Source organism: Burkholderia sp. HAN2018 (assembly GCF_024704855.1).
GTDB lineage: Bacteria > Pseudomonadota > Gammaproteobacteria > Burkholderiales > Burkholderiaceae > Burkholderia > Burkholderia cepacia.
Genome location: NZ_QOBB01000029.1, coordinates 40,574 through 67,470 on the forward strand (window position 1 = coordinate 40,574; position 26,897 = coordinate 67,470).

Here is a 26,897-nt window from a genome sequence, read left to right on the forward strand (position 1 = left end):
GTTAGGAGACAGGTTATGAAAAATCATGGCAGTCGGACCATCGCGCTTGCCATCGCGGCATCCGGCATGGTGGCTTCATCGGCATACGCGCAGAGCGCCGTCACGCTGTACGGCATACTGGACGCGGGGCTGCTCTATACGAGCCGCACCGCGGGCAGCGGCGCGCATCAGTTCTCGATGATCGACGGCGGCACGGCCGGGTCGCGATTCGGCATGCGGGGCACCGAGGATCTCGGCGGTGGCCTGAAGGCGATCTTCGCGCTCGAGAGCGGCATCAGCATGGCGAACGGCGGCATCGCGAATTCGAACGGCAATTTCTTTGGCCGCCAGGCCTGGGTCGGCCTGACGAGCGACCTCGGCACGGTGCAGGCCGGCGTGCAGTATTCGCCGTTCGTGCTGTCGCTGATCAACACCGACCCGCGCAACGTGTCGTATTTCGGCAGCGCTGCGGTCATCTACGTCGGCAACGTGCTCGATACGGGGTTGTTCAACCCGAACGCCATTTCCTATACGAGCCCGGTCATCGCCGGCCTGCAAGGCAGCGTGATGCTCGCGCTGGGCGGCGAGCCCGGCAATTTCCAGGCGGGGCGGCAATACAGCGCGCGACTGAAATACGAAATCGGCGGATTGACGGTCGATACGGCGCTCTACAGCGGCAACGCGGGCGGCACGGCGGCGTCGACACCCGTACCGACCACGGTCGCTTTCACGGGACGCACGATCGGGGCAGGCTACACATACGGCCGCTTGACCGCGAAAGCGTCGTTCGTGAACTACAAGCTGGCCGGCTCGTTCGACAACCGCGTATACGGCGGCGGCCTGAGCTTTGCCGTCACGCCGGCGCTGAACGTGGACGCCGGCGCGTGGTACACGAGCGACGGCAACGACACGGCCAACCATTCGATCCTGACCGGCGTCGGCGTCGAATACTTCCTGTCCAAGCGCACGACGCTGTACGGGCAATTCGCGTTCGTCAACAACCACGGAAAGATGAATACGGGGCTTTCCCTGAACGGTGCGCTCTACGCAAGCGAAGGCTCGACGAGCGGGGCCGTAGTCGGCATCCGCCACGCGTTCTGAAGGAGACCAACATGAATGCCGTGATGAGAAAACTCGTACTCTCGCTGGGTGGAATGTTGATCGGGTGCGCAGCGTTCGGCGCACACGCTGCCGACATGCCATTGCTGCCGGGCGACCTGCTGTCCCCGACGTCGACGCAACAGACGTCGCGCGACGCGTTCAAGAAGGCGCCGCCGTGGCGCATCGGCGTGTCGTTCGCTGGAGTCGGCAACAGCTGGATCGTGCAGATGATCCAGGAAATGCGCGACGAGGCGGCGCTGCACAAGGAGATCGGCCAGTTCATCTTCACCGAGGCCGACTGGAAGGCGGCGAAGCAGGTGTCGGACGTCGAGGATCTGCTGACGCGCAAGATCGACCTGCTGATCATCGGGCCGATTTCCGAAGCGATCGGTGCACCGTTGATCGCGGAGGCGGCGCAGCGCGGCATTCCGGTCGTGACGTTCGGCGCGTACGGCGGCAACACGAAGTCGACGGTGGAGATCATGGGCGGCGGACGGGTGTTCGGCCGCCAGGGCGCGGAATTCCTCTGTAACGAACTGCACGGCAACGGGAGGATCTGGGCGTTTCGCGGCGTGGCAGGCGTCGACGAGGAGCAGCTTCGCTACGACGGATTCCGCAAGACAGTCGATGGGTGCGGGCTGAAGATCACCAACGAGGTATTTGGCGACTGGAGCTACGTGAAGGGCAAGCAGCTCTGCGAGAACCTCGTGCTGTCGGGGCAGCCGGTGGACGGCATCTGGTTCTCCGGCGCCGAGATGACGCGCGCGTGCATCGACGTGTTCAAGGAAGCCGGCAAGCCGCTGGTGCCGATGACCGGCGAGGCGAACAACGGCTTTCTGCGCGTCTGGAAGCGCTCCGGCGTGAAGAGCGTCGCGCCGATCTTTACGCCGGGGCTCGGGGCGGCCACCGTGCGCGCGGCGGTCGCGCTGCTGCAGGGCCAGCCGCTGTACCGCGCGTATTTTTCCGCACCCGCGCCGATCACGAACGCGACGCTCGATCGCTATCTTCGTCCGGACCTGAACGACGGCTACTGGTTTCCGTCGACGCTGCCGGACGCCAGGCTGACCCAGTTGTTCCATCGTTGAGGCGCGCGATGACCATTCAACAGGGAACGACGCGGCGTCCGGCGCGCGTCGCGCTGACCGGCGTGTCGAAGGCATTCGGCCGCACGCATGCGCTGACGGACGTCACGCTCGCCGGCGAGCGCGGATCGATTCATGCGATCACGGGCGAGAACGGCGCGGGCAAATCGACGCTGATGAAGCTGCTGTCGGGCGTCCACCTGCCCGACACGGGCGAGATCCGTGTCGACGGCGAGCGCGTGAGGCTCGCGACGCCCGCGCAGGCAAGACGCGCGGGTGTATCCACGGTGTTTCAGGAGCTGACGATCCTGCCGAACCTGACGGTGGCCGAGAATCTTTGCCTGGGGCGCGAGCCGCGGCGGTACGGCGCGCTCGACCGTCGCGCCATCGTGCGCAATGCCGTCGAGGTGCTCGAACGCGGCGGCGTCGCGCTCGAGCCGAAACGGCTCTGCGGCGATCTGACGATCGCGGAGCAGCAGATGCTGGAAATCGCGAAGGGGCTCGTCGACGACGCGGGCGTATTCATCTTCGACGAGCCGACTGCGCCGCTCAACCGCGCCGAGATCGACACACTCGAAGCGGTGCTCGTGCGGCTCAGGCACGTAGGCAAGCTGGTGTTCTACATCAGCCATCGGCTCGACGAGATCTTTCGCTTCTGCGACACCGTGTCGGTGCTGAAGGACGGCCGCCTCGTCGCGACTCACGCCGCTGCCGACCTGTCGGAGCGGCGGCTGGTTCAGCTCATGGTCGGGCGCGAACTGACGGCGCTGTTTCCGCCGCGTCGGCGCGCCAGCTGCGCCGAGCCGGCGCTCGACGTCGCGTCGCTGTCGGTGCGCGCGGGCGGCCCCGACGTTTCGTTGTCGGTCGGCCGCGGCGAAATCGTCGGCATCGCGGGGCTCGAAGGGCATGGCCAGCGGGAGATCCTGCGGACGCTCGCCGGCATCGACGTACCGGCGAAGAGCGAGATCCGCATCGCGGATCGGCACGGCGCGATGGCGCGGCACGACCCCGCGCGCGGCGTGCAGGCGGCGGTGCGGCAAGGCATTGCGTTGATGCCGGAAGACCGCAAGTCGGAAGGGTTGTATCTCGGCCTCTCGGTACGCGACAACATCGCGCTCGGCTTCCTGCGCGGCCGGCCGCTCTGGCGGCGGGCGCACCGCGCGCCGTCGGTCGTCGCGGCATGGATCGACAGGATCCGGCTGCGCGGGCTGCCGGCCGACGCCGTGCAGTCGCTGTCGGGCGGAAACCAGCAGAAGGTGATGCTTGCGCGTTGGCTCGCGGCTGGCGTGAACGTGCTGCTCGTCGAGCAGCCGACGCGCGGCGTGGACGTCGGCGCGAAGGCCGAGATCTACGCGTTGCTGCGGCGATTCGCGGAAGAGGGCGGAGCCGTGCTCGCCGTGTCGGGAGACCTGCCGGAACTGATCGGTATGTGCGACCGCATTCTGGTGGTGCGCAACGGCGCGTTCGTCGCGGACGTGCGTGCCGCGGAGGCCACCGAGGAGCAGTTGCTCGCATTCGCGTTGACGGAGCCGGCGGCGGATCGCGGCAGTCGCGCATCCGTGAACGGGGAGGAGGCATGAAGGCCACTCGCACCGGGGTGACGCGTTACGCGGCAAGCCTGCCGCTATTGCTGTGCATCGCGCTGATGGTCGCGGTGCCGGATTTCCGCCAGATGCAGAACGTCGTCAACTTCAGCGGGCAGATTGCGGCGTTGCTGATGGTCTCGCTCGGGCAGATGTTCGTGACACTCGCAGGCGGCATCGACCTGTCCGTCGGCTCCGTCGTGAGCCTCGCGAGTTGCATCGTCGCAATGCAGCCCGATCCCGCGTCGGGCGTGCTGCTTGCGCTGTTGGCGGGGGCGTCGGTCGGGTTGCTCAACGGGGTCGGCGTGGCGATCGGCAACGTTCACCCGTTCGTGACGACGCTCAGCACGGCCACGATTCTGCAGGGGGTGTGCTACCTGGTGCTGCCGGTCCCGGGCGGGCAGATCGCGCCCGCGCTCGGCTGGCTTGCGTCCGGCAACCTGTACGGCGTGCCGCTGTCGCTCGCGTGGTGCGCGGTGTCGATCGGTTTTGCGTGGCATGTCGTCGCGCGCAGCCGTCTCGGCCTGCATCTCCATGCGATCGGCGCCGGCGCGCACAGCGCGCACTTGAACGGCGTGCGCGTCAGGGCGACGACGATCGCGGCGCATGTGCTGTGCGGGCTGATGGCGGCCGCGGCAGGCATCTACCTGGCAGCCCGCGTGTCGGCGGGCGATCCGACGATCGGCGCGGAGTTCGCGCTCGAGTCGGTGGCGGCGGTCGCGCTCGGCGGCGTGCAACTGACGGGCGGCGTAGGCGGAGTCGCGGCCGTGCTGGTGGGCGTGGCGACGCTGGGCTTGCTGACCAATGGACTGAATCTGTTCGGCATCTCGCCGTTCCTGGCCAGCGTGGCGGTCGGGATGCTCCTGCTGCTGGCAGTCGGCGGGCAGCGCCGAAAAACCGTGGGGTTGTGACATGAGATCGATGGCTTTGGCACGCTCGCCCGTGGCGGCGCCCTTTCAACGCGGCGTGCGCTGGTGCCTGGCGTTACCGCCCGCGTATGCCGGCACCGCCTGCCTGGTCGGATGCGCGTATCTCGTGCGCCCGAACCTGCTTTCGCCGCTGCTGTTCCTGCTGATCTTGCGGCAGGCCGTCCCGCTCGGCATCGTCACGATCGGGCAGTCGTTGACGATGCGCTGCCGTTCGCTCGATCTGTCCGTGGGCGGCGTGATGGCGGCCGTATCGTGCTTGCTGACGAGCGGGATACTGACGATGCCGACGCCGCTCGCGTGTGTGCTGTGCGTGCTGTTCGGCGCGGCGGTCGGCGCGTTCAACGGCCTGTTGATCGCTTACCGGCGCGCTTCGGCTGTCATCGTCACGTTGTCGGTGTCGATGATTTTGTCCGGCATCGTCGTCGCGATCAGCCAGTTCCGTGCATCGGGCGATGTGCCCGAGCTGTTGACCACGATCGGCGCGGCCCGGCCGTGCGGTGTGCCGGTCGCGCTGCTGGTGTGGCTCGCGATCCTCGTTGCGGTGGCGCTGTTCATGCGGTGGTCCGTATTCGGGCGGGTGGTGGATGCGGTGGGCTCCAGTCCGCGCGCGGCGGAGCTGTCGGGGCTGCCTCATCTGCGCGTGATTTTCATCGTGCATGTCGTGTCGGGCGTCGTGTCGGCGTGCAGCGCGTTGCTGCTGCTGAGCTTCGTCGGCGTCGGCAGTGCGACGCTCGGCAAGGACCTTGCGCTCAATTCGCTCGCGGCCGCGGTGCTGGGTGGCGTGACCTTCGGCGACGGGCGCGGCGGGATGGCCGGGCCGGCGATCGCTGCGTTCATGGTCGTTTTCCTGTTCAACCTTCTGACGAGCTTCGGGCTCGGCGAGGCAGGACACCTGATGCTGCAGGGAGCGATCATCGGCTTCGCGGCGCTCGCGTATTCGTTACGTGGCGGAGGCGCGTGATGCGTACGACAGGAGAAAGCGAATGAGCGGGTACAAGGTACTGCCGCTGGTATCGGTCGCATTCACAATGGCTGCGGTCGTTTGCGCCGGGCTCGCGGATAGCGGCGAATGGACGAGGACACTCGGTTGGCTAGTGACTGTGGGGCTGGGTGCAGTTCTGGGAGGGGGGCTATCTAGATTGCTACGCCGCCGGCGCTTGGGAAGTCGCACTCGCCAAGGAAATGCCGGTAGCCGGGCGAACGATTGAGATGAATCGCCTCATACGGAGGGTCATCCGCCGACACCAGCCGGTAGGTACCTGAGCATAGTCGATCAAGCGTTGCGGAGTTATGGCAAAGTTGCCAGTTTAAAAAACCGTTGAATATAATGCCGCTTATTTCTTATGATTGGCGACGTTTTTCGATGTAATTGACAGGAAAACCTTTATTGATCAGTTAACGTAACATTCTGTAAGCCATATGGTAGGAAATCATTGCCGTCAGGATACTTAGTCGACCTGATTTGGTGGTCAGAGGTATAAAGATTTATCCGGCAAGAGGTGCCATATGTTCATCAGCAAAAATGCATTGATTTTAGTATTCGCGAGTATCGTGACCGTTGCGCTGACTCAAGCGTCTGCTCAAGCCCAAGGCATTGTCGGGTCGGCGCTCGGTGGAGCTGCCGATATCACTGGTGTGGCACTGGGAGGAGCAGCCAATGTCACCGGTGCCGCGCTTGGCGGTGTGGCAAACATTACAGGAACCGCACTCGGTGGCGCTGCGAATGTGACCGGTGCCGCACTCGGTGCGCCCAGATATGGCTATGATGACGACGATGTTCCGCCTCCGCGGCCGCAACGTCGTCACAAGCGCAGACACTATCAGACCGACAGCTATTGACAGTACGAGAGCGCGATTGAGGGCACCTCGATGCGGCGCTTTTTAAATCTCAGGTTCGTCGGCGATTTCCATCGGTCACATTGGGTTTTTATTTATTCATTGAAGCCACATCGGCAGAACCAAAATGCGGCTTGTCGTTCCGGTCGCGACCTGCTCCCAAAACTGGCGCTCAACCTCACGACGAAGCGATGGTGCGCCTGGCGAACGCATCGCTCCTCGCCGCGTCAACTGTTGCATCCACTTCGATGGACGACCCATGAAACACCTCCTGGATTAAGGTGTTGCGACGACCGGTTGAATCACTCAACCGGTCGCTTGAGTGATTCAACCGATCGAGTTAATGTAAAGACTGGTGTACGCGCGACGGCGTGCATGATCAGGCGGCAAGCGGTTGCTGAGCCGGTGCGCTTTCGATCACCGGGATGCCATCTTCGAAGGGAATGCCCTTCAGAAGCTGTTCGATTCTTTCGGTGCCGCGAATGCGACGCCACGACTGCTCGGCCGACTCCACAAGCTTGAACGCTATGCCGAGGAACGTTGCGCGCGACAGGCAATTTCGGGCGCGGCTCGTGCGATGGCGCACGGTGGCAAACGTCGACTCGATCGGATTGGTCGTTCTCAGGTGCTGCCAGTGTTCCGCCGGGAAGTCGTAGAACGCGAGCAGTTCATTGCGGTCCTTCGTGAGCTTCTCAACGGCCTTCGGATACTTGGCGCCATACGTCGCGACGAATCGCTCGAAGGCAACCAGTGCCTCGGCACGAGTGGCGGCATTCCAGATTTGCGCCAGGTCTGTTTTCGCACGGCCATGCTGCGCCTTCGGCAACGCGTTGAGCACGTTGCCGATCTTGTGGAGCCAGCAGCGTTGTTGCCTGGTCTGCGGGAACACTTCTTCGAGCGCGGCCCACAAGCCCATCGCGCCGTCACCCGCTGCCAGCAACGGGCCGGCCTGCAAGCCACGCGCCTTCAAATCAAGCAGCAGATCCCGCCAGGATGCCTTCGATTCCCGATAGCCGTCGGCGATCGCTACACGCTCCTTGCTGCCGTCGGGCTTCACGCCGATGCTCACCAGCAGGCATTGGCCGTCGCTGTCCTCACTGCGTGCGCCGGTCTGATGCCGTCGGCCCACCAATAGACCCAGCACGCTTGCTTCAGATCGCGCCTGTTCCACTGCTCAAACTCCTCGGCCCATTGCGCCTTAAGCCGCATCACGACGTTCGGCGAGAGCCCCTTGGCATCTTCGCCCACCAGCACGCTCAACGCCTCGCTCATGTTACCCGTCGAGACGCCGCGCAGATAGAGCCACGACAGCGCAGCCGACACCCGCGGCGAGCGGCGCACATACGGCGGCACGAGGCTCGAATTGAACTTCACGCCCGAGCCTGAGCGATCGCGCACCTTCGGCACTTTAACGGGCACCGCGCCGATGGCCGTGACGACCTCGCGCTCGGGCAGGTAGCTGTTACGCACGACCGCACGCCGGCCTTCCAGCGTCTTCACGTTCGAATACCGTTCGAGCAATGCTGCGAATTCCACCTCGATCGCCTGTTGGATGATTTGCCGCGCCTTGTTGGATCAGATCGTTCAGGCCCGGCAGCGCCTTGAATTCCGTCTCTGTTGCTTGACTGTTGTTCTCTTCGTGCGTACGTTTCGCCATGGTGGTGGAGCTCGGTCGCTGGTTTGTTACCCTGAGAAAGCAACATTCTGAGCCAACCGCCACCGCCTTCCTCATATTCCCCGCCTGCCGCCGTACACCAGATCCGAGATTAGCTCCCCAGGGGGTGCGGTAAGGTACGGAAGTACCTTACCGCACCCCCTTCGCGAAGTACGCAGTCGCCTTTCGAAGAATTTCGATATCTAGCTTTGCGCTGGCCAGTTTCTTACGCAGACGGCTGCTCTCGGCCTCCAGGTCGCTGACCGGACGACGACTTGAGCTCGGTGCACTCGACGCCGGCCCCGCTGCAGCCTGCGCACTGCCATCGCGCTGATCACGGCACCAGTTTCCCAGCGTCGCCACTGGCACGCCCAGCCTGCGAGCGGATTCATGCTGACCGACGCTCTCAGCGAGCCGCACCGCCTCAACCGTGAATTCCTTCGTGTACCGCCGTCTCGGTACCACGTTCTTCTCCATACAGGCAAAAAGTTATAAAACTTCTTGCTGTACGTGGAATCAAGGCGGGGTCATTTAGGCGCTGCTTTATGCGGGCGGGTATCAGTAATGAAGCCCGAATCTCAGTGTACTTACCACTCCTCGTTTGACAACATCTCGACGCTCAAAGTCTCGAAAGCAGTTGGCCGGTATCGCACAGCCGTTCAAGTGCTGCATAGACAGTCGGCGCGATGTGCGCGTCGATCCGGCGCATGTACGGACAGGTCAGCACTGCGATTGCATGACCCGACGACCCGAGGATCGGCACGCTCAGATCAGTCACGCCATAGGCCTGGCGGCTGTCCTGGCGCAGGTAGCCGGACTGCCGGATGGACTGGCATGCATACGCGAGTTCCTGCTCGTTCAGCGGCGCCTCGCCCTTGACCTTGCGATGCTCGGCCAACATGTGCGCGCGCTGCTCGGGGCCCTGGAACGACAGCATCACGCGCCCCGACGCCGTATCTGCGAGCGCGATACGGGAGCCTAGCCGCACGGATACACCCCACGTGCCGGGGCCGTCGACCTGCGCGATCACGAGCAGGTTGCCGCGGTCGTAGACGGTCAGATGGCACGACTGTTCGACCGCATCGGCGAAGCGTTGCATCGGCGGCAACGCATCGGCGATCAGCCGGTTCATCGGCGGATGCCGGTGCGCGAGCACGAACAGCTTGAGGCCGAGCGTGTAGCGATCGCCGCCGGTCGAACGCATCACGTAGCGGCGTGCGACGAGGCGCTCGAGCATCCGGTAGATCTCGCTCGCGTTGCGGCCGAGTTCCTTCGTGATTTCGGTGCGGGTGAGGCCTTCCTTCTGCTCGGACAGGAGTTCGAGAATGTCGAGTCCCTTGTCGAGCGCCGGGGCGCGATAGCGGTCGATCGCGTCGATCGAATCCGGCAGCTCGAAGTCGGATGGCAGGGCGCGGGTCGTTTGCATCGTCGGTGCGAGTGCCGGGATTTTCGTCGCTCGACTCATCGGGCCGGCAGGGTGACCGCGATGTCCACAGCCAGCGTTTCCGCGCCCGAATTCGACCGGATGCGGGTGACGGGCGCGGCGCTGCAAGCGTCGATGCCGGTCGCCAGCTTCACGTAGTGTTCGTCCGGGCAGAGGTTGTTCGCCGGATCGAAGCCGATCCATCCGAGCGGGCCGACGTAAACTTCAGCCCACGCATGATCAGCGGCTCCGGTTTCGTCATCGTCGCTGATCAGATAACCGGAAGCGAAGCGCGCGGGAAGGTCGAGCCGATGCGCCACGGCGATGAAGACATGCGCATGGTCGCGACATGTCCCGCCGGAACGGATCCATGCCGCTTCCGCATCGGTGGCGTCGTTGCCGTTCTCGAACCCCGATGCGAGGCGATCGTGCACGATGTCCATCAACTCGTGTAGTTGCAGCAGACGGTTCTGCGTGCTCTTCAGGGCCGACGCAAGTTCGATCAGCGAGTCTCCGGGGCGCGTGAGCGGCGATTCGCGCAGAAACAGCCACGGATTGATCCGATCGTCCGCGGAGCCCAGCACGCCGTCCTTGTTGTGCGTCGTCACTTCGCCGCGTGAAACGATGACGATCTCCTGGTCGTCGTTCGGGCGACGCACCAGGTCGACATGGTTTCCGAATCCGTCGATGTACGACAATTCCGGCTGCCTGTCGTTTGCGAGCAATTCCCAACGTCCGACCGTTTGGCCGGGATTCGACAACGGTCGCAGTCGAAGGCGCTGCAGTGCCTGCGGCAATGGCGCGTCGAAGGTATAACGCAGGGTGTGGGCGATTCCGATATGCATTGCGGTACTCAATCGAAATTGTAGGCCTGGGCGATGTCGAGCCCCAGTTGCTGATTGCGCCGAATGAATCCAGTCAGGAACTCGTGCAGGCCGTTCTTGAAGATGCGTTCGATCGTGCTGTCGGACAGCATCGTGAGCGTCTGCGCGGCGGTGTCGTGGCACGCGTGAGCGGTGCCATGCTCCTTCACGAGCAAGTTGAGGCTCGACATGACGCGCCCGTAGCAGTGGCGCAGCGAGCGCGGCATGCGGCCGTTCAGGAGCAGGTAGTCGGCGATGTTCATCGGCTTGTACTTCACGCCGTACACCCAGCGGTACGAGTTGTGCGCTTCGACCGACCGCAGGATTGATTCCCAGTGGTTGGTATCGAGGATCGTGCCGACGTGCGACACCGACGGCAGCAGCAGGTGGTACTTCACGTCGATGATCCGCGCGGTGTTGTCCGCGCGCTCGATGAATGCACCGATCTGCGCGAAATCGAAGATCTCGTTGCGCAGCATCGTGCTGTAGAAGCTGCCGAGGATCAGCGCGGTTTCGCGCTTCACTTCGTCGAGCACGGCCGGCAGCTCGCTCTCCGGCACCGGCTGCGCCAGCGCGCGGCGCAGCGCGAGCCACGCGCCGTTCACGCTTTCCCACGCCTCGCGCGTGAGCGCCGTGCGCACCATCCGCGCGTTCGAGCGCGCGGCCTCGATGCACGACAGCACGCTCGACGGGTTGTCGCGGTCGCGCAGCAGGTAGTCGGTCACCGTATCGGCCGCATACGCGTCGTATTTCTCCCGGTAGCCGTCGTCCGCGCCCGAGCTGACGAGCACCGACGACCATTCGGCCGGCGCGTCGGACGTGCGCGTGAGCGCCATCCGCAGCCCGGCATCGACGATGCGCGCGATGTTCTCCGCGCGCTCGATATAGCGGTACATCCAGTAGAGCCCGCTTGCAGTACGTCCCAGAAGCATCTCGTGTCCACTCCGTCTTCGTTCGGTTCGCGCGCCGGCTGCGGCGCGCGCGGTCGCATCCGGCTCAGTCGGCCAGCACCCAGGTGTCCTTGGTGCCGCCGCCCTGGCTCGAGTTGACGACCAGCGATCCCTCCTTCAGCGCCACGCGCGTCAGCCCGCCCGGCGTGATGCGGATCCGGTCCGACACCAGCACGAACGGCCGCAGGTCGACGTGGCGCGGCGCGAGGCCGGCGTCGGTGAGGATCGGCGTCGTGGACAGCGCGAGCGTCGGCTGCGCGATGTAGTTCGCCGGACGCGCGCGCAGCTTCGCGGAAAACGCCTCGAGCTCGGCCTTCGACGCGCACGGGCCGACCAGCATCCCGTAGCCGCCCGAGCCGTGCACTTCCTTCACGACCAGTTCGTCGAGATGGTCGAGCACGTACTTCAGGCTGTCGGCCTCGCCGCAGCGCCAGGTCGGCACGTTCTCCAGCAGCGCCTTGCGCCCCGTGTAGAACTCGACGATCTCCGGCATGTACGAGTAGATCGCCTTGTCGTCGGCGATGCCGGTGCCGGGCGCGTTCGCGATCGTGATGTTGCCGGCGCGGTACACGTCCATGATCCCCGCGACCCCGAGCACCGAATCGGGGCGGAACGTGAGCGGATCGAGGAACGCGTCGTCGACGCGGCGATACAGCACGTCGATCGGCTGGAAACCTTCGGTCGTGCGCATCGCGACGCGGCCGTCGATTACCTGCAGGTCGCTGCCTTCGACGAGATGCACGCCCATCTGGTCGGCGAGGAACGAATGTTCGTAGTACGCGGAGTTGTGAATGCCCGGCGTGAGCACGGCGACGGTCGGGTTGTCGGCGTTGCCGCCCGGCGGGCATACGGCCGCGAGCGACTGGCGCAGCATCTGCGGATAGGTTTCGACCGGGCGCACCTTCACCTGCTGGAACAGCTCCGGGAAGAGCTGCATCATCGTCTCGCGGTTTTCCAGCATGTACGACACGCCGGACGGCGTGCGCGCGTTGTCTTCCAGCACGTAGAACTCGTTTTCGCCGGTGCGCACGATGTCGACGCCGATGATGTGCGTGTAAACGTTGCCGGGCGGCCGGAAGTCGATCATCTCCGGGATGAACGCTTCGTTGTGCGCGATCAGGTGCTTGGGCACGATGCCCGCGCGCACGATTTCCTGGCGGTGGTAGATGTCGTCGAGGAAGGCGTTCAGCGCCATCACGCGCTGCTCGATGCCGAGCGAGAGGCGGCTCCATTCGGCGCCCGAGATGATGCGCGGGACGATGTCGAACGGAATCAGCCGCTCGGCGGCCTCCGCGTCGCCGTAGACGGCGAACGTGATGCCCGCCTTGCGGAACACGCCTTCCGCGTCGTGGGCTTTCTGGGCGAGGCTCGCGGGATTCTGCGTGTCGAGCCATGCCTTGACTCGCGAGTAGGGCGGGCGAACCTGATCGCCCGCAAGCATTTCGTCAAATGGTGCCATGGAGTTCTTCTCTTTTGGTTGGGTGCGGTTGCCGACGTCAGGCCGGGGGGGAGCACACCCTAATTACGCGTTGCTTTAGTTGTCACCGTTCTCGAGCACGTTCTGCGTGAGCGTGACCGACGGAATCGTCGGCTTGAGCAATGCGCGGTGCGCGCGGCTGCTCAGCCACTTCCAGCCGGCCACGAGCAACAGTGCGACCAGCGGGATCGACGCGATCGTCCACGTGCCGTTCGGGTAGTCGAATGCCATCAGGACCAGCACGCCGAGCAGGAACAGCAGCGTGAGCCACGATGTGACGGGTGCGCCCGGCATCCTGAACGACACGTCGTCCACCTCGCCGCGCCTGACCGCCGCGCGAAACTTCATCTGGCACACGACGATGAAGCCCCACGTGCTGATGATGCCGAGCGACGCGATGTTCAGCACGATTTCGAATACGCTCGACGGCACGAGATAGTTGAGCAACACGCCGACCACGTAGATCGCGACCGTCACGAGAATGCCTGCGTACGGCACGGATTGCGCGCTCATCCGCGCAAGGATCGCGGGCGCCGAGCCGCCCATCGACAGCGAACGCAACACGCGCCCGGTCGAATACAGGCCCGAGTTGAGGCTTGACAGCGCTGCGGTCAGCACCACCAGGTTCATCATCGAACCGATGCTCGGCACGCCGAGCGCGCCGAAGAACGTGACGAACGGGCTCTGGCCTGCCTTGTATGCGCTCCAGGGCAGCAGGCAGACCAGCAGCACGACCGATGCGACGTAGAAGATCGCGATGCGCCAGATCACGTTGTTGATCGCGCGCGGCAGCACCTTGCGCGCATCCTTGCATTCGCCGGCAGCCGTGCCGACCAGTTCGACGCCCGCGAACGCGAACACCACGCCCTGCACCAGCACCAGCGCTGGCATCAGTCCGTGCGGAAAGAATCCGCCGTTGTCGGTGATCAGATGCATGCCGGTGTCGTGGTCGGCCACCGGCACGCCCGTGCCGAGGATTACGGAGCCGATCATGAGAAACAGCACGATCGCGGCGACCTTGATCAGCGCGAACCAGAACTCCATCTCGGCAAACCACTTCACGCCGATCAGGTTCATCGTCGCGACGATGCAGAGCGCGACGAGCGCGAACACCCATTGCGGCACGGCCGCGAACGGCGCCCAGTAATGCATGTACAGCGCGACGGCGGTGATGTCGACGATGCCGGTCATCGCCCAGTTCAGGAAGTACATCCAGCCTGCGACGAACGACGCCCTCTCGCCGAGGAATTCGCGCGCGTACGACACGAAACTGCCGCTGCTGGGGCGATGCATCACGAGTTCGCCGAGCGCGCGCAGGATCAGGAACGAGAACGCGCCGCATACCAGGTAGACGATCGCGAGCGACGGTCCGGCGGCCTGCAGACGGCCGCCGGCGCCGAGGAACAGACCGGTGCCGATGGCCCCGCCGATCGCGATCATCTGCACCTGTCGATTGCCGAGGGTCTTGTGATAGCCGGCTTCGTGCGATTCGAGCCAGTTGCGTTTGTCGGTCTCGCGGGTTGTCGACGGGGTGGGAATCGATGCCATGGCTGCATCCTCGTGCACGAATGTGATTGGATTCATCCCGGTCGCGAGACGACCGGAACCACCGGTACCGGAGAAATAGGGGTGCGGAATCAAGCCTGGTCATCCTGATCGTGCGTCGCCGGGCGCGGCGAGGTACGGTACGTCGTGAACGTATTCAGCCGTAATTCGGATCACAAACGGAATGCAAATTTCGACTGGGCCTGGTCGAATCCGTGCATACGGGGCTGGCCATCACGCGCACATCGAGCCGGTTGCCTGCCGGCGCGTGAACAGATTGGTTAATTTGGTGCGCCGGCGCGCGCAGCGAATGGGCAACCGCCACGGCCGGTGCCGGGTCGTGCACCGAAATGAGGAATGCTGTTCGCCAGGCACTCCGTCCGGTGCCGGCGGGGCTGGCTTCGCCCGGCGATGGCCCGGTTCTTGCTGAAATGGCTCGGGCCGCGCAACGGTTGCGCGCTGCCCGGCGACAAACCAGACAAGGAAGAACCACTGTGAGCCCGACGACTCGACCGTTTCCCCGACGCACCTGGCTGGCTGCGCTGATCGCAGCACCCGCGATGGCGCTGTTCGCTGCTGCCCCGGCGCATGCCGACGCGCTCGACACCATCGCTAAAAACGGCGCGCTGCGCGTGGCGGTGCCCGAAGACTATCCGCCGTTCGGCTCGGTCGGCACGGACATGCAGCCGCAGGGCTACGACATCGACATGGCCGAGCTGCTCGCCAAATCGCTCGGCGTGAAGCTGAAGCTTGTGCCCGTGAACAGCGCGAACCGGATTCCGTACCTGACGACCAACAAGGTCGACATGGTGATCTCGTCGCTCGGCAAGACGCCCGAGCGCGAGAAGGTAATAGACTTCTCGACCGCGTACGCGCCGTACTTCCAGGGCGTGTTCGGGCCGGCTGACGTGAAGGTGAGTGGGCCCGCCGACCTGACCGGCAAGACGGTCGGCGCCACGCGCGGCGCGCTCGAGGAGATCGCGCTAACGCAGCTTGCGCCGAACGCGACGATCAAGCGCTTCGAGGACAACAACGCGACGATCCAGGCGTTCCTGTCGGGGCAAGTGCAGCTGATCGCCGCCGGCAACATCGTCGCGGCGGCGATTCTCGCGAAGAATCCTCCGCGCCGGCCCGAGGTCAAGTTCGTGATCAAGAATTCGCCGTGCTTCGTCGGCGTCAACAAGAACGAGCCGCGCCTGCTCGCGAAGATCGACGATGCGATCACGCATGCGAAGCAGGACGGCACGCTGGGCGCGATGTCGCGGAAATGGCTCGGCCAGCCGTTGCCGGCGGGGCTGTGAGGGACCGCCGTGTCGCCTGATGCACCGCCGTGGCCGGCAGCGCCGGTCCGGCGGGTGTCGTTGTCCGAACCTGAACTTACTCAATCGTCATGAGCTACCAGCTTCAATTCGGCGATCTCGCCGAATACGCCGGCGTGTTCGCGAGCGGCGCGGCGATCACGCTCGCGCTGACCGCGGTCGCGACCGTCCTCGGCGTGGCGATCGGCGTGCTCGGCGCGGCCGCGTACAGCGTCGACGCGCCGGTGGTCGTGCGGCTGCGCCCGCTGATCGGCGCGTACGTCGAGGCGATCCGCAATACGCCGTTCGTCGTCCAGCTATTCTTCATCTTCTTCGGATTGCCCGCGCTCGGCGTGCACATCGACGAATACACGGCCGCGATTCTCGCGATGACGCTCAATCTCGGCGCGTACTCGGTCGAGATCGTGCGCGCGGGCGTCGCCGCCGTCCCGAACGGGCATCTCGAGGCGGCGTCCGCGCTTGCGATGTCGCGCGCACAGATGCTGCGCCACGTCGTGCTGCCGCAGGCGCTCGCCAAGGTGTTTCCCGCGCTCTCGAGCCAGATCGTGATCACGATGCTCGGTTCGGCGGTCGTGTCGCAGGTCTCGGTGGCCGACCTGACCTATGCGGCGGGCTACATTCAATCGCGCAACTTCCGCGCATTCGAGACGTATTTCGTCATCACGCTCGCGTACCTGGCGATGGCGCTGCTGCTGCGCGGCGCACTCGGTTCGATGGGGCGCCGCCTGTTCTCCCGTCGTGTGCGAGGTGTGCGATGATCGATTTCACGTTCGGGCAGATTCTCGCCAACCTGCTGCTGGCCGCGCGCTGGACGATCGTGCTGTCGATCGTGTCGTTCCTGTCCGGCGGCCTCGTCGGCCTCGGGGTGCTCGTGATGCGCGTGTCGGGTTCGCCGGTGTTGCGCGGCAGTGCGAAGCTGTACATCGAGGTATTCCAGGGCACCCCGTTGCTGATGCAGCTGTTCATCGTGTTCTTCGGCCTGCCGCTCGTCGGGCTCGACGTACCGCCGTGGGTCGCGGCCACGGCCGGGCTCACGTTCTTTACCAGTGCGTACCTCGCCGAAATCTGGCGCGGCTGTGTCGAGGCGGTGCCGAAAGGGCAGTGGGAGGCCTCGGCGAGCCTGGCCATGAGTTATGTCGAGCAGTTGCGTCACGTGATCCTTCCGCAGGCCGCACGCATCGCGATCGCGCCGACGGTCGGCTTCGGCGTGCAGGCCGTGAAGGATACGGCGCTGGTGTCGGTCATCGGCTTCACCGAGCTGACCAAGGTCGGCATCGCGATCTCGAACGCGACGTTCCGGCCGTTCGTCGTGTACGGGCTCGTCGCGCTGATCTATTTCGCGCTCTGTTACCCGCTTACCCGTTATGCACGCACGTTGCAAAGGAGATGGCATGCCGCTCGTTGAAACCCGTGGTCTCGAAAAGAACTTCGGTACCCATCATGTGCTCAAGGGCATCGATTTCTCCGTCGAGCGCGGGCAGGTCGTCTCGATCATCGGCCGCAGCGGCTCCGGCAAGAGCACGCTGCTGCGCACGCTCAACGGGCTCGAGAGCATCGACGCGGGCACGATCTCCGTCGACGGCGAGCGTGTCGATGCGCGGCACGCCGACCTGCGCGCGCTGCGGCTCAAGGTCGGGATGGTGTTCCAGCAGTACAACCTGTTCCCGCACCTGAGCGCCGGACAGAACGTGATGCTCGCGCAATCGGTCGTGAAGAAGGCGCATCGCCAGCAGGCACGCGCGATCGCGGAATTGATGCTCGAGCGCGTCGGCCTTGGCGACAAGTTCGACGCGTTTCCGGAACAGCTGTCGGGGGGCCAGCAGCAGCGTGTCGCGATCGCGCGTGCGCTCGCGATGAAGCCGAGCGTGCTGCTGTGCGACGAAATCACGTCGGCGCTCGATCCCGAGCTGGTCGGCGAGGTGCTGGGCGTCGTCGAGCAACTCGCACGCGAGGACATGACGGTGATCATGGTCACGCACGAGATGAGCTTCGCACGGGCGGTGAGCGACAGGATCGTGTTCATGCACCAGGGCAGAGTGTGGGAAACCGGGACGGCCGAAGAGATCTTCGAGCAGCCGCAGACCGTGGAGTTGACGCGGTTTCTGGCCAGCGTCCGGAATCCGGAAGCCGTCGCGCGCTGATGCGTCGAGCGACACGTGCCCGCTGCCGGGCCGGTATGGGCGGCGGGGACGAGGCCGGGGTCCTTGTACATCCAGTTCGTTCCGGCCCGGCACGGATTCGCTCAGGCCCGCCCTGGCACAGGTACTTGATCGACAGGTAATCGTCGAGACCGTAGCGCGAGCCTTCGCGGCTGTAGCCCGATTCCTTCACCCCGCCGAACGGCGCGGCCTCGCTCGCGAGCGCGCCTTCGTTGATCCCGACGATGCCCGTTTCAAGCCGCGTCGAAACGCGCGCGATCCGGCGCACGTCCTGCGTATAGAGATACGCGGCGAGCCCGAACGGCGTATCGTTTGCAGCGCCGACGGCTTCGTCCTCGGTATCGAAACGGAACAACGCTGCGATCGGGCCGAACGTTTCCTCGCAGGTCAACTGCATGTCGGCGGTGGCGTCGGCGAGTACCGTCGGCGCGTAATAGTTGGGGCCGAGTTCGGCCAGACGCTTGCCGCCGGCGAGCACACGCGCGCCGCGTTCGATGGCGTCGCCGACGTCGCGGAGATCCATCGCAGTGGTTACCTCGGTCGGGCAGATGTTGCCGGATTCGGCATACCGCTAGTATGCCGACGGATGCGCGGCACGTCGTGGTTCGGCGAGGCGCAGTCCGCCGAGTCGCACGTCGCGCGCTGCTGAGAATTTCTCGCCGATCGCACAATTTATTTCTCGTCACGCACGGGCATCTCAACGCCTAACCTTGGCGGGCCTCGCCGGCATGCGCCGGCCGGGCGGAGATCCTATCCGTTCAATACGAGAAATTTCATGAAAAGAAGACTGATTCTGTCCGCCGTCGCGCTCGGCTCGGCCGGCGCGGCCAACCACGCGTGCGCGCAAAGCTCGGTCACGCTGTACGGCGTGATAGACGACGCGATCCAGTACACGCACAACGTCGCGGGCAAGAGCACGAAGCTCGGCCTGACCTCGGGCGTGATGTCCGGCAGCCGCTGGGGCCTGCTCGGCTCGGAAGACCTCGGCGGTGGCCTCAAGGCCGTGTTCCGCCTCGAGAACGGCTTCAACGTGAACACCGGCGTGCTGAACCAAGGCGGCCGCGAGTTCGGCCGCCAGGCGTACGTCGGCGTCGCGTCGGCGCGCTGGGGCACGGTCACGCTCGGCCGCCAGTACGACGCGCTGCGCGATCTCGTGCAGCCGGTGCAGGGCGACAACTATCTGGAGTACTTTACGTCGCCGGGCGACGTCGACGACGCGGACAACAGCCTGCGCTTCAACAACACCGTGAAGTGGACGAGCCCCGTCTGGTCGGGCCTGCAGGCCGTCGCGACCTATTCGTTCGGCGGCGTCGCGGGATCGGTGGCCTCGGGCCAGTCGTATAGCGGCGCGCTCGCGTACAACGCGGGGCCATTCGGCGCCGCGGCGGGCTACATGCACATCGACAACGGCAGCGCGTCGCTGTCGACGCGTGGCATGTCGAGTTCGGATAGCATCTTCGCGACGTCGGTGAACAAGGCCTACGCGTCCGCGCGTTCGATCAACATCCTGCGCGCCGGCGCGAAATACGCGGTCGGCCCGGTGACGCTCGGCGGCTATTACAGCTTCTCCGAATACGTGGCTGACGCCAGCTCGGCATTCAAGGGCAGCGAGCGCTACAACAACGGGTCGGTGTACGCGCTGTGGCAAGTGTCGGCGCCGCTCGTCGCCGAGGTCGGCTACAACTACCTGAAATCGAGCGGCAATTCGTCGGCGACCTATCACCAGGTGACGGCGGCCGTCGACTATGCGCTCAGCAAGCGCACCGATCTGTACGCATCGGTCGGCTACGGCCACGCATCGGGCTCGAACGGCACGGGCGACGCGCAGGCCGTCATCGGGCCGTCGGACATCGATTCGGGCAAGCGCACGCAGGAGCTGGCGCTGGTTGGCATCCGGCATCGCTTCTGACCGCCGGCGGGACCCTCGGGCCCCGCCGCAGTTCAACGCGCGGCCGTCACGCGAGGTGCGCGTGGAGCCACGACGTGAATGCGGTCACGAGCGGCGTGTCGGCCAGCTCGTGGCGCGCAACGACGTAGTACGCATACCGCGCGGGCACTGCCGCGCTGAACGGCCGCACGAGCGTGCCGTCAATCAGGTCGTCGCGCACGGAGAGGCTGTCGCCGAGCGCGACACCTTGCCCGCGCGCGGCGGCCTCGACGCCGATGTGCGCATTGCCGATCTCGAGGATGCGGATGTTCGGCAGCTTGTCGGCCTTCGCTTCCGCGAGCCACCGCATCCACGAGCCCGAATGCTCGCAGAACAGCGGGCGTCCCGAGAGATCCTGCATTTTGCGGATCGCGTCGGGCCCGTTCATCAACGCCGGGCTCACGACCGGAAACAGTGCCGGATGCGACAGCAGCTCGACGCGCCGGTTGCGCCAGTTGCCCTCCCCATAGCGGATGCACACGTCGACGTGTTGCGAGTAGACCTCGCGATCGTCGTTCGACGGAATCACCTTCAGATGAATACCCGGATAGCGTTCGAGGAAATCGCCGATACGCCGCGCGAGCCAGCGCGATGTGAGCGACAGCGGCGTCGACACGACGAGATTGCCGACGGCGGCCGGCGAGTCGAGCCGCACGGCCGCATTCGCGATCAGGTCGAACGCCCGCCCGACCGGCTCGAGCAGCGCTTCGCCCTCGGGTGTGAGCTTCACGCGCGCCTTCGATCGGACGAATAGTGCAACGCCGAGCGTGCTTTCGAGAATACGGATCTGGTGGCTGACCGCGCTTGCGGTCACGTGCAGTTCATCGGCAGCGGCCGACACGCTGCCGCGACGGGCGGCGGCTTCGAATGCGCGAAGCGGGTTCAGTGGAGGCAGGCGGTTGCGCATCGGGGGCAGTGGCTGAAGATATTGAGAAAAACTCAATTTAAGTCGATTCAATTTCTCGCTACAACAAAAAAAATTGAATGCCTACAGTGGGACCAATCCAACTGAAACGAGGTTGACCGCGATGAGCATCACCGAACCGATCGAACGCCTGTGGGGCGGCCGCTTCCAGTCGAAACCGTCCGACGCGCTGCAGGCGCTCTCTCGTTCCGATCCCAGTTTCTTCCGTCTTGCGCCGTACGATCTGGCTGGCTCGCGCGCTCATGCACGGGAGCTGACACGTGCAGGCATCCTGAACGACAGCGAACTCGCGCAGTTGCTTGCGGCAATGGACGCGATCGAGCGCGATTTCGCGACCGGCGAGCTTTCGCCGTCGCTGGCCGACGAGGACGTGCACACGTTCCTCGAGCGCGTGCTTACGCAGCGCCTGCCGGCGCTTGGTGGCAAGCTGCGCGCCGGGCGTTCGCGCAACGACCAGGCCGCGAACGACTTGCGCCTGTACCTGCGCGACAAGTCGCGCCAGCTCGTGCGCGGCGTGCTCGACTTGCAGGACGCGCTGGTCGGGCAGGCGAGCCGGCACGTCGAGACTGTCACGGCGGGCTTCACGCACTTGCAGCCGGCGCAGCCGATCGTGTTCGGGCACCAGTTGCTCGCACACGCGCAGGCGCTGTACCGCGACGTCGACCGCCTGGTCGACTGGGATCGCCGCACCGCGCGCTCGCCGCTCGGCGCCGCCGCGCTCGCGGGCTCGGCGATCTGTGTGCGGCCGGAGCTGTCCGCCGCGGAGCTCGGCTACGACGCACCGTGCGAGAACTCGATCGATGCGGTGGCGTCACGCGATCACGTCGCCGAATTCGTGTTCGCGACGAGCATGCTCACGGTGAACCTGTCCCGCCTGTCGGAAGAAGTCATCCTGTGGACGTCGCGGCAATTCCGCTGGGTGGCGCTCGACGACGGCTACGCGACGGGCAGCTCGATCATGCCGCAGAAGAAGAACCCGGATATCGCAGAACTCACGCGCGGAAAGGCGGGGCGGCTGATCGGCAACCTCGCGGGCCTGCTCGCGACGCTCAAGTCGCTGCCGCTCGCGTACAACCGCGATCTCGCGGAAGACAAGATCGCCGCGTTCGACTCGATCGATACGCTCGAGCTCGTGCTGCCCGCGATGGCCGGGATGATCCGCACGATGCGCGTGAACGTCGACGAAATGCGCCGCCAGGCGCCGCTCGGCTTCACGCTCGCGACCGAGGTCGCGGACTGGCTCGCGGTGACGGGTGTGCGGTTCAGCGAAGCGCACGAGATCACGGGCGAGTTGGTGCGCGCGTGCGAGCGCGACGGCATCGAGCTGGCCGACGCGAGCGCCGAGCTGTTGCAGTCGATCGACGTGCGCCTTGCGCCCGGGATGCGCGCGCGCGTCACGCTCGACGCGGCTGTTGCCGCGCGCAGCGGCACGGGTGGCACGTCGCCGGTGCGCGTGCAGGAACAGATCGTGCGCCTGAACCGCGCGCTCGAACGCCAGGCCGCGTGGGCCGCCGATTACCGGGGGCCGTCATGCTGAGCGCTTCCGATTCGCGCCGTCCCGCCGGCGCCCCCGCACCGGGCATCGACGCAGACGATGCCGCCGGCCTCGAACGCGTGCGCCGGCGCTACTGGGGCCGCTACGCGGCGTCCATCGCGATCGCCGCGGTGCTCGCGTACGTGGTGGCTGCGTTCGCGCACGGCCAGATCGAATGGCGGGTGGTCGGCCAGTTCCTGACCGCGCGCGCGATCCTCACCGGGCTCGGCAACACGATCGTGATGACGATCCTCGCGATGACGTTCGGCGTCGTGCTCGGCGTCGTCACCGCGGTGATTCGGCTGTCGTCGAACCCGGTGCTCGGCGCGGTCGCGCAGGGCTACATCTGGCTGTTCCGCGGCACGCCGGTGATCCTGCAGTTGCTGCTGTGGTTCAACCTTGCGCTGGTGTTTCCGACGCTCGGCATCCCGGGCCTCGCCGAATACCGGACCGTCGACGTGATGACACCGTTCCTCGCGGCGGTGCTCGGGCTCGGCATCAACCAGGGCGCCTATACGTCGGAAGTCGTGCGCGCGGGTTTGCTGTCGGTCGACACGGGCCAGTACGAAGCGGCGAAGTCGATCGGCATGGCGCGCCTGCAGGCGCTGCGCCGGATCATCCTGCCGCAGGCGATGCGCGTGATCGTGCCGCCGATCGGCAACGAGCTGATCGGCATGGTGAAGCTGACGTCGCTCGCAAGCGTCGTGCAGTACGCGGAGATGCTGCACAACGCGCAGAACATCTACTACGCGAACGCACGCGTGATCGAGCTGCTGATCGTCGCGGGCATCTGGTATCTCGCCGTCGTCACGGTGCTGTCGTTTGGGCAGGCACGCGTCGAACGGCATTTCGCACGCGGCGCAGGCCGCGGGGCGGGCCGGAAATGAACGACACGACCCTCAATCATCAGGAGAGCGTGATGACAAACGCGGTGGTTCGCGCCGTCCACGTGCGCAAGTCTTACGGCGATTTCCAGGCGCTGCACGGCATCTCGCTCGACGTCGCGCAGGGCGAGGTGCTCTGCATCATCGGGCCGTCGGGGTCGGGCAAGAGCACGTTCCTGCGCTGCATCAACCAGCTCGAGACGATCTGCGCGGGCGCGCTGTGGGTGAACGGCGAGCTGGCCGGCTATCGCCGCGCCGGCAACCGGCTCCACGAGTTGTCGGAGCGCCAGATCGCGCGCCAGCGGCTGTCGACCAGCATGGTGTTCCAGCGCTTCAACCTGTTCCCGCACAAGACGGCACTCGAAAACGTGATCGAAGGCCCGGTGCAGGTGCTGAAGCGGCGCCGCGCACAAGCGGAGGAAGAGGCGCGCGCGCTGCTCGCGCGGGTCGGGCTCGCGCACAAGTGCGACGCGTTCCCGGTCGAGCTGTCGGGCGGCCAGCAGCAGCGCGTCGCGATTGCGCGGGCGCTCGCGATGCATCCGCAATTGATCCTGTTCGACGAACCGACGTCCGCGCTCGACCCCGAACTCGTCGGCGAAGTGCTGGCCGTGATGCGCGATCTTGCGAGGAGCGGGATGACGATGATCGTCGTCACGCACGAGCTTGGTTTCGCACGGGAAGTGGCCGACCGCGTCGTGTTCATGGACGGCGGCCGGATCGTCGAGAGCGGGCCGCCCGAGCGCGTGCTGTCGGCGCCGATGCATGCGCGCACGCGCGAGTTCATCTCGGCCGTGATTGCATGACCGGGCGCCGCGCGTCGCCGTGGCGCCCATACGTAGTTCTTTCCGTCAACGATCGATTCACACAACGACAAGGCAACACCCCATGAACGCATCCTTCCTGACCCGCACCCTGGCCGCTGCCGCATTCGGCGCCGTCGCGCTGCACGCATCGCTCGCGGCCGCGCAGTCCGCGCCGGCCGCGCCGAAGCGCACGCTGAACGTCGCGATCGTGCCGAACTATCCGCCGTTCGAGTACAAGGATCCGGCGACCGACAAGCTCGCGGGTTTCGACGTCGATCTGGGCGAAGCGCTTGCCGCGAAGATGGGGGTGAAACTGAACTGGGTCGAGACGAGCTTCGACCAGATGATGAGTTCGGTTGCGACGCAGCGCGTCGACATGATCATGTCCGGGATGACCGACATGCCGACGCGCCGCGAGGTGTTGACGTTCGTCGACTACATCGAGACGGGCCCGCAGTTCTACACGCTGAAGGCGCGCGCCGGCGAGTTCGCGCAGATGAGCGCGCTGTGCGGCAAGCGCGTCGGCTCCAGCCGGCGCACGTCGTTTCCCGACAACACGGCCGCGTGGAGCGAGGAGAACTGCGTGAAGGCCGGCAAGCCCGCGATCGTCGTGGTCGGTACCGACGGCTCGTCGGATGCGCGGATGCAGCTGCGCCAGAACCGCATCGATGCGGCCGTGCAGGGGGGCGAGACGCTGCCGTATCAGAATAGCCTCGAACAGAACGCGTATGCACCGGTCGGCAAGCCGTTCCTGTCGCAATACACGGGCATCGGCGTCGCGAAGACCAATGCCGCGCTGACGGGGGCGCTGACGACGGCGTTCAACCAGGCGATCGCGGACGGCTCGTACCAGAAGCTGCTTGCGAAATGGGGGCTGCAGGAGCACGCGGTGCCGAAGGCGCTCGTCAACGGCGCGCACTGAGCCTGCGATGACGGACGCCACACCCCGGTGGCCGGACGCGAAGCGCGCATGCGTCGCGCTCGCGTTCGATCTCGATGGCCCGACCGGCGACGCGATGCTGAGCGGCGCGATCTGGCACAACCCCGCGTACTTCACGCTCGGCAGTTACGGGCCGTGGCGTGCGCTTGGGCGGCTGCTCGACATGCTCGCGTCGTTTGGCCTGCCCGCGACGTTCTTCGTGCCCGCGTGGGTCGCGCGGACCTGGCCCGCGCAATGCGCGGCAATCGTCGAGCGCGGCCACGAAATCGGTTACCACGGCTACCGGCACGAAGCGTTCTGGACGCTCGAGCCCGAGCGGCAGCGCGAGATCATGACGCAGTCGGCCGACGTCTTCGCGCGCACGCTCGGAGTGAGGCCGGTCGGGTTCCGCACGCCGTCCGGCGACTGGAGCGACGCGACGGTCGCAGTGCTGCGCGAAGCGGGCGTGCGCTATTCGAGCTCGATGCGCAGCGACGACCGTCCGTACCTGCTGCGCGGCGCGGACGGCGAGCCGCCGCTTGTCGAGATTCCCGGTCGCTGGGAGACCGACGATTACGCGTCGCTTGCGTATCACCGCAACCCCGACTATCCGGCCGGACTCGACCGGATCGCCGGCTACGATGCGACACTCGACAACTGGACGCGCGAATTCGACGGCGTCTATCGCGAAGGGTTGTGCCTGACGACGCTGCTTCATCCGAAAGTCTGCGGCAAGCCGGGGCGCATCGCGCTGCTGGAGGCCTGGCTCGGCCACATGTGCGCGCAGGATGGCGTGTGGTTCGCGCGCTGCCGCGACGTGGCCGACTGGTGGCTCGAGCAACACGCGCGAGGCAGGCCCCCCACGCAACGGAGCGGCATGTGAAGACATCTTGCACCTGGCCGGACGGCGCGCGATGCGCGGTCGCGATCACGGTCGACTTCAACGACGTTCACGGCATCCAGACGCGCGAACCACGCATCGTCGGCCGTGAAAAATCGCTATCGGTATGGCGCTACGGCGCGACGCGCGGCGTCGACCGGCTGCTCGCGGCGTTCGACGAATTCGGCGTGCCGACGAGCTGGTTCGTGCCGGGGCGCGTCGCGCAGACGCATGGTGATGCAGTGCGTGCGATTGCAGCCGCCGGGCACGAACTCGGCGTGAGCGGTTTTCGCTGCGAGGATTTCGACGCACTGCCGCTTGCCGCGCAGATCGATGCGTGCCGCGCCGGGCGGGCGGCGCTCGCGGACGCCACCGGCTGCCGCGTGGAGGGCTTTCGCTCGTTCACGGGCAACTGGGCCGACGGCTTTGCGGACTTTCTCGTGGCGGAAGGCTTCACGTGGTCGTCGTCGTGGCGCGGCGACGATGTGCCGTACCTGCATCCGCGCGGCGACCGGCGCACGGACGGCCTGCGGCTCGTCGAGCTGCCGTTGCACTACGAACTCGAGGACGCGCCGTACTTCGAATTCAACCTGTCGCCGCCCGTGCCGGCCGGTCAGCCGCGCATCGCCGCGTACCGTGACGTGCTCGACAACTGGCGGAGCGACGTCGATGGGTTTCGGCGCTTCGGGCTGTGCTGCGTGCTGCGCCTGCATCCCGAGATCATCGGCACGGCGGGGCGCATCGACCTGCTGCGTGCGTTGCTGGCCCACCTGCGCGATGCCGGTGATGTCTGGTTTGCGACCGGGCGCGACGTCGCACGCTGGTGGTGCGAGCACGTGAGCGCCAATGAGCCCGACCATCCGGTCGACGTGTTTGCACGTTGCGTCGCGGAGGAGTCGGCGCGATGACGATGGATAGCGAAACGCGCGCCACGCGGCTCGCGACGTTCGTCGCGCAGACGCCCGCCGCCGCGGTGCCCGACGATGTCGTCACGAAAACCACGCGGCACGTGCTCGATACGTTCGGTGCCGCACTGGCCGGCACGTCGGCCGTCGAGACGCGCAGCGCACGCGCGCTGACCGGCGCCGTCGCGCGCGGCGGCGCGTCGCTGTGGGGCACGCCGCG

At 65.8% G+C, this 26,897-nt stretch carries 24 protein-coding genes and 3 pseudogenes; 18 read left to right on the forward strand and 9 right to left on the reverse strand.

The window, feature by feature from the left end; translation table 11 throughout:
• Nucleotides 1–15: 15 nt before the first annotated feature.
• From DPV74_RS10180 to DPV74_RS10205, 6 genes are all read left to right on the forward strand, one after another.
• A complete protein-coding gene (locus DPV74_RS10180) occupies nucleotides 16–1,080 on the forward strand; it encodes a porin (RefSeq protein ID WP_059620518.1) in 1,065 nt (354 codons plus the stop codon).
• Between the two features lie 95 nt (nucleotides 1,081–1,175).
• Nucleotides 1,176–2,165 (forward strand): ABC transporter substrate-binding protein, encoded by a 990-nt coding sequence (locus DPV74_RS10185; RefSeq protein ID WP_162923007.1) that lies wholly within the window; start codon nucleotides 1,176–1,178, stop codon nucleotides 2,163–2,165.
• 8 nt (nucleotides 2,166–2,173) lie between these two features.
• Nucleotides 2,174–3,742, forward strand: a complete 1,569-nt coding sequence (locus tag DPV74_RS10190) for a sugar ABC transporter ATP-binding protein (RefSeq protein WP_059620516.1) — start codon at nucleotides 2,174–2,176, stop codon at nucleotides 3,740–3,742.
• Nucleotides 3,739–4,656, forward strand: coding sequence for an ABC transporter permease (locus DPV74_RS10195; RefSeq protein ID WP_059620515.1), 918 nt, complete (start codon nucleotides 3,739–3,741; stop codon nucleotides 4,654–4,656). The genes DPV74_RS10190 and DPV74_RS10195 overlap by 4 nt, the downstream gene beginning before the upstream one ends.
• 10 nt (nucleotides 4,657–4,666) lie before the next feature.
• Nucleotides 4,667–5,635 (forward strand): ABC transporter permease, encoded by a 969-nt coding sequence (locus tag DPV74_RS10200; RefSeq protein WP_063805235.1) that lies wholly within the window; start codon nucleotides 4,667–4,669, stop codon nucleotides 5,633–5,635.
• A 545-nt stretch (nucleotides 5,636–6,180) separates the two neighbouring features.
• On the forward strand, nucleotides 6,181–6,513 hold the full coding sequence (locus DPV74_RS10205) for a hypothetical protein (protein WP_162923008.1): 333 nt from the start codon (nucleotides 6,181–6,183) through the stop codon (nucleotides 6,511–6,513).
• Between the two features lie 376 nt (nucleotides 6,514–6,889).
• Here the strand turns inward: DPV74_RS10205 and DPV74_RS10210 are convergent.
• The 7 genes and pseudogenes from DPV74_RS10210 to ansP form a co-directional block, all read right to left on the reverse strand.
• Nucleotides 6,890–8,076: pseudogene (locus DPV74_RS10210) on the reverse strand (IS256 family transposase); the annotation flags it as partial.
• Between the two features lie 233 nt (nucleotides 8,077–8,309).
• Nucleotides 8,310–8,641, reverse strand: a pseudogene (locus DPV74_RS10215) (transposase); the annotation flags it as partial.
• Nucleotides 8,642–8,783: 142 nt separating this feature from the next.
• Complete coding sequence (locus DPV74_RS10220) at nucleotides 8,784–9,590, reverse strand: IclR family transcriptional regulator (RefSeq protein WP_091926004.1); 807 nt, start codon at nucleotides 9,588–9,590, stop codon at nucleotides 8,784–8,786.
• 35 nt (nucleotides 9,591–9,625) lie between these two features.
• Complete coding sequence (locus tag DPV74_RS10225; RefSeq protein WP_119337087.1) at nucleotides 9,626–10,432, reverse strand: transglutaminase family protein; 807 nt, start codon at nucleotides 10,430–10,432, stop codon at nucleotides 9,626–9,628.
• A gap of 8 nt (nucleotides 10,433–10,440) precedes the next feature.
• Nucleotides 10,441–11,382, reverse strand: coding sequence for an alpha-E domain-containing protein (locus tag DPV74_RS10230; protein WP_069245754.1), 942 nt, complete (start codon nucleotides 11,380–11,382; stop codon nucleotides 10,441–10,443).
• 64 nt (nucleotides 11,383–11,446) lie between these two features.
• Nucleotides 11,447–12,859: a circularly permuted type 2 ATP-grasp protein gene (locus DPV74_RS10235; protein WP_119337088.1), complete on the reverse strand. Its 1,413-nt coding sequence runs from the start codon at nucleotides 12,857–12,859 to the stop codon at nucleotides 11,447–11,449.
• A 75-nt stretch (nucleotides 12,860–12,934) separates the two neighbouring features.
• Nucleotides 12,935–14,425, reverse strand: a complete 1,491-nt coding sequence (gene ansP / locus DPV74_RS10240) for an L-asparagine permease (RefSeq protein WP_119337089.1) — start codon at nucleotides 14,423–14,425, stop codon at nucleotides 12,935–12,937.
• A 491-nt stretch (nucleotides 14,426–14,916) separates the two neighbouring features.
• Between ansP and DPV74_RS10245 the strand changes: the two genes are divergently transcribed.
• The 4 genes from DPV74_RS10245 (at nucleotide 14,917) to DPV74_RS10260 (ending at nucleotide 17,882) form a co-directional block, all read left to right on the forward strand.
• Nucleotides 14,917–15,723, forward strand: a complete 807-nt coding sequence (locus DPV74_RS10245) for a transporter substrate-binding domain-containing protein (protein WP_091926113.1) — start codon at nucleotides 14,917–14,919, stop codon at nucleotides 15,721–15,723.
• An 89-nt stretch (nucleotides 15,724–15,812) separates the two neighbouring features.
• A complete protein-coding gene (locus DPV74_RS10250; protein ID WP_091926115.1) occupies nucleotides 15,813–16,499 on the forward strand; it encodes an amino acid ABC transporter permease in 687 nt (228 codons plus the stop codon).
• The gene (locus DPV74_RS10255) at nucleotides 16,496–17,146 is read left to right on the forward strand and encodes an amino acid ABC transporter permease (RefSeq protein WP_091926117.1); all 651 of its coding nucleotides are present in this window, start codon (nucleotides 16,496–16,498) and stop codon (nucleotides 17,144–17,146) included. Before DPV74_RS10250 ends, DPV74_RS10255 begins: the two co-directional genes overlap by 4 nt.
• Nucleotides 17,133–17,882: an amino acid ABC transporter ATP-binding protein gene (locus tag DPV74_RS10260; protein WP_119337090.1), complete on the forward strand. Its 750-nt coding sequence runs from the start codon at nucleotides 17,133–17,135 to the stop codon at nucleotides 17,880–17,882. The genes DPV74_RS10255 and DPV74_RS10260 overlap by 14 nt, the downstream gene beginning before the upstream one ends.
• A gap of 106 nt (nucleotides 17,883–17,988) precedes the next feature.
• Here DPV74_RS10260 and DPV74_RS10265 read toward each other — a convergent pair.
• Nucleotides 17,989–18,414: pseudogene (locus tag DPV74_RS10265) on the reverse strand (aldehyde dehydrogenase family protein); the annotation flags it as partial.
• 261 nt (nucleotides 18,415–18,675) lie between these two features.
• Here DPV74_RS10265 and DPV74_RS10270 point away from each other — a divergent pair.
• Entirely contained in the window at nucleotides 18,676–19,809 is a 1,134-nt protein-coding gene (locus tag DPV74_RS10270) for a porin (protein WP_119337091.1), read from the forward strand.
• Nucleotides 19,810–19,855: 46 nt separating this feature from the next.
• Here the strand turns inward: DPV74_RS10270 and DPV74_RS10275 are convergent, their stop codons facing one another.
• Entirely contained in the window at nucleotides 19,856–20,734 is an 879-nt protein-coding gene (locus DPV74_RS10275; RefSeq protein WP_091926124.1) for a LysR substrate-binding domain-containing protein, read from the reverse strand.
• A gap of 121 nt (nucleotides 20,735–20,855) precedes the next feature.
• Between DPV74_RS10275 and argH the strand changes: the two genes are divergently transcribed.
• The 7 genes from argH to DPV74_RS10310 all read left to right on the forward strand — a co-directional run.
• Entirely contained in the window at nucleotides 20,856–22,289 is a 1,434-nt protein-coding gene (argH, locus tag DPV74_RS10280; protein WP_119337092.1) for an argininosuccinate lyase, read from the forward strand.
• Nucleotides 22,283–23,173 carry an amino acid ABC transporter permease gene (locus tag DPV74_RS10285; RefSeq protein ID WP_119337093.1) on the forward strand — a complete coding sequence of 297 codons (891 nt, stop codon included), beginning with the start codon at nucleotides 22,283–22,285 and terminating at the stop codon, nucleotides 23,171–23,173. The genes argH and DPV74_RS10285 overlap by 7 nt, the downstream gene beginning before the upstream one ends.
• Nucleotides 23,170–23,973 carry an amino acid ABC transporter ATP-binding protein gene (locus DPV74_RS10290; protein ID WP_119337094.1) on the forward strand — a complete coding sequence of 268 codons (804 nt, stop codon included), beginning with the start codon at nucleotides 23,170–23,172 and terminating at the stop codon, nucleotides 23,971–23,973. Before DPV74_RS10285 ends, DPV74_RS10290 begins: the two co-directional genes overlap by 4 nt.
• Before the next feature lie 82 nt (nucleotides 23,974–24,055).
• The gene (locus DPV74_RS10295) at nucleotides 24,056–24,895 is read left to right on the forward strand and encodes an ABC transporter substrate-binding protein (protein WP_091926132.1); all 840 of its coding nucleotides are present in this window, start codon (nucleotides 24,056–24,058) and stop codon (nucleotides 24,893–24,895) included.
• Between the two features lie 7 nt (nucleotides 24,896–24,902).
• The gene (locus DPV74_RS10300; protein ID WP_119337095.1) at nucleotides 24,903–25,775 is read left to right on the forward strand and encodes a polysaccharide deacetylase; all 873 of its coding nucleotides are present in this window, start codon (nucleotides 24,903–24,905) and stop codon (nucleotides 25,773–25,775) included.
• Nucleotides 25,772–26,680: a polysaccharide deacetylase gene (locus DPV74_RS10305; protein WP_119337096.1), complete on the forward strand. Its 909-nt coding sequence runs from the start codon at nucleotides 25,772–25,774 to the stop codon at nucleotides 26,678–26,680. The genes DPV74_RS10300 and DPV74_RS10305 overlap by 4 nt, the downstream gene beginning before the upstream one ends.
• The coding region (locus DPV74_RS10310) for an MmgE/PrpD family protein (protein ID WP_162923009.1) at nucleotides 26,677–26,897 on the forward strand (221 nt) is incomplete at its 3' end. The genes DPV74_RS10305 and DPV74_RS10310, both read left to right, overlap by 4 nt.

What these genes read in the sequence shown, in the direction of transcription:
- DPV74_RS10190 (WP_059620516.1), top strand. Translation starts at nt 2,174, where the DNA reads ATGACCATTCAACAGGGAACGACGCGGCGTCCGGCGCGCGTCGCGCTG.
- DPV74_RS10200 (WP_063805235.1), top strand. Translation starts at nt 4,667, where the DNA reads ATGGCTTTGGCACGCTCGCCCGTGGCGGCGCCCTTTCAACGCGGCGTG.
- DPV74_RS10300 (WP_119337095.1), top strand. Translation starts at nt 24,903, where the DNA reads ATGACGGACGCCACACCCCGGTGGCCGGACGCGAAGCGCGCATGCGTC.
- DPV74_RS10260 (WP_119337090.1), top strand. Translation starts at nt 17,133, where the DNA reads ATGCCGCTCGTTGAAACCCGTGGTCTCGAAAAGAACTTCGGTACCCAT.
- DPV74_RS10255 (WP_091926117.1), top strand. Translation starts at nt 16,496, where the DNA reads ATGATCGATTTCACGTTCGGGCAGATTCTCGCCAACCTGCTGCTGGCC.
- DPV74_RS10295 (WP_091926132.1), top strand. Translation starts at nt 24,056, where the DNA reads ATGAACGCATCCTTCCTGACCCGCACCCTGGCCGCTGCCGCATTCGGC.
- DPV74_RS10205 (WP_162923008.1), top strand. Translation starts at nt 6,181, where the DNA reads ATGTTCATCAGCAAAAATGCATTGATTTTAGTATTCGCGAGTATCGTG.
- DPV74_RS10290 (WP_119337094.1), top strand. Translation starts at nt 23,170, where the DNA reads ATGAACGACACGACCCTCAATCATCAGGAGAGCGTGATGACAAACGCG.
- DPV74_RS10185 (WP_162923007.1), top strand. Translation starts at nt 1,176, where the DNA reads ATGCCATTGCTGCCGGGCGACCTGCTGTCCCCGACGTCGACGCAACAG.
- DPV74_RS10275 (WP_091926124.1), bottom strand. Translation starts at nt 20,734, where the DNA reads ATGCGCAACCGCCTGCCTCCACTGAACCCGCTTCGCGCATTCGAAGCC.
- DPV74_RS10230 (WP_069245754.1), bottom strand. Translation starts at nt 11,382, where the DNA reads ATGCTTCTGGGACGTACTGCAAGCGGGCTCTACTGGATGTACCGCTAT.
- argH (WP_119337092.1), top strand. Translation starts at nt 20,856, where the DNA reads ATGAGCATCACCGAACCGATCGAACGCCTGTGGGGCGGCCGCTTCCAG.
- DPV74_RS10235 (WP_119337088.1), bottom strand. Translation starts at nt 12,859, where the DNA reads ATGGCACCATTTGACGAAATGCTTGCGGGCGATCAGGTTCGCCCGCCC.
- DPV74_RS10285 (WP_119337093.1), top strand. Translation starts at nt 22,283, where the DNA reads ATGCTGAGCGCTTCCGATTCGCGCCGTCCCGCCGGCGCCCCCGCACCG.
- DPV74_RS10250 (WP_091926115.1), top strand. Translation starts at nt 15,813, where the DNA reads ATGAGCTACCAGCTTCAATTCGGCGATCTCGCCGAATACGCCGGCGTG.
- ansP (WP_119337089.1), bottom strand. Translation starts at nt 14,425, where the DNA reads ATGGCATCGATTCCCACCCCGTCGACAACCCGCGAGACCGACAAACGC.
- DPV74_RS10270 (WP_119337091.1), top strand. Translation starts at nt 18,676, where the DNA reads ATGAAAAGAAGACTGATTCTGTCCGCCGTCGCGCTCGGCTCGGCCGGC.
- DPV74_RS10180 (WP_059620518.1), top strand. Translation starts at nt 16, where the DNA reads ATGAAAAATCATGGCAGTCGGACCATCGCGCTTGCCATCGCGGCATCC.
- DPV74_RS10220 (WP_091926004.1), bottom strand. Translation starts at nt 9,590, where the DNA reads ATGCAAACGACCCGCGCCCTGCCATCCGACTTCGAGCTGCCGGATTCG.
- DPV74_RS10225 (WP_119337087.1), bottom strand. Translation starts at nt 10,432, where the DNA reads ATGCATATCGGAATCGCCCACACCCTGCGTTATACCTTCGACGCGCCA.
- DPV74_RS10195 (WP_059620515.1), top strand. Translation starts at nt 3,739, where the DNA reads ATGAAGGCCACTCGCACCGGGGTGACGCGTTACGCGGCAAGCCTGCCG.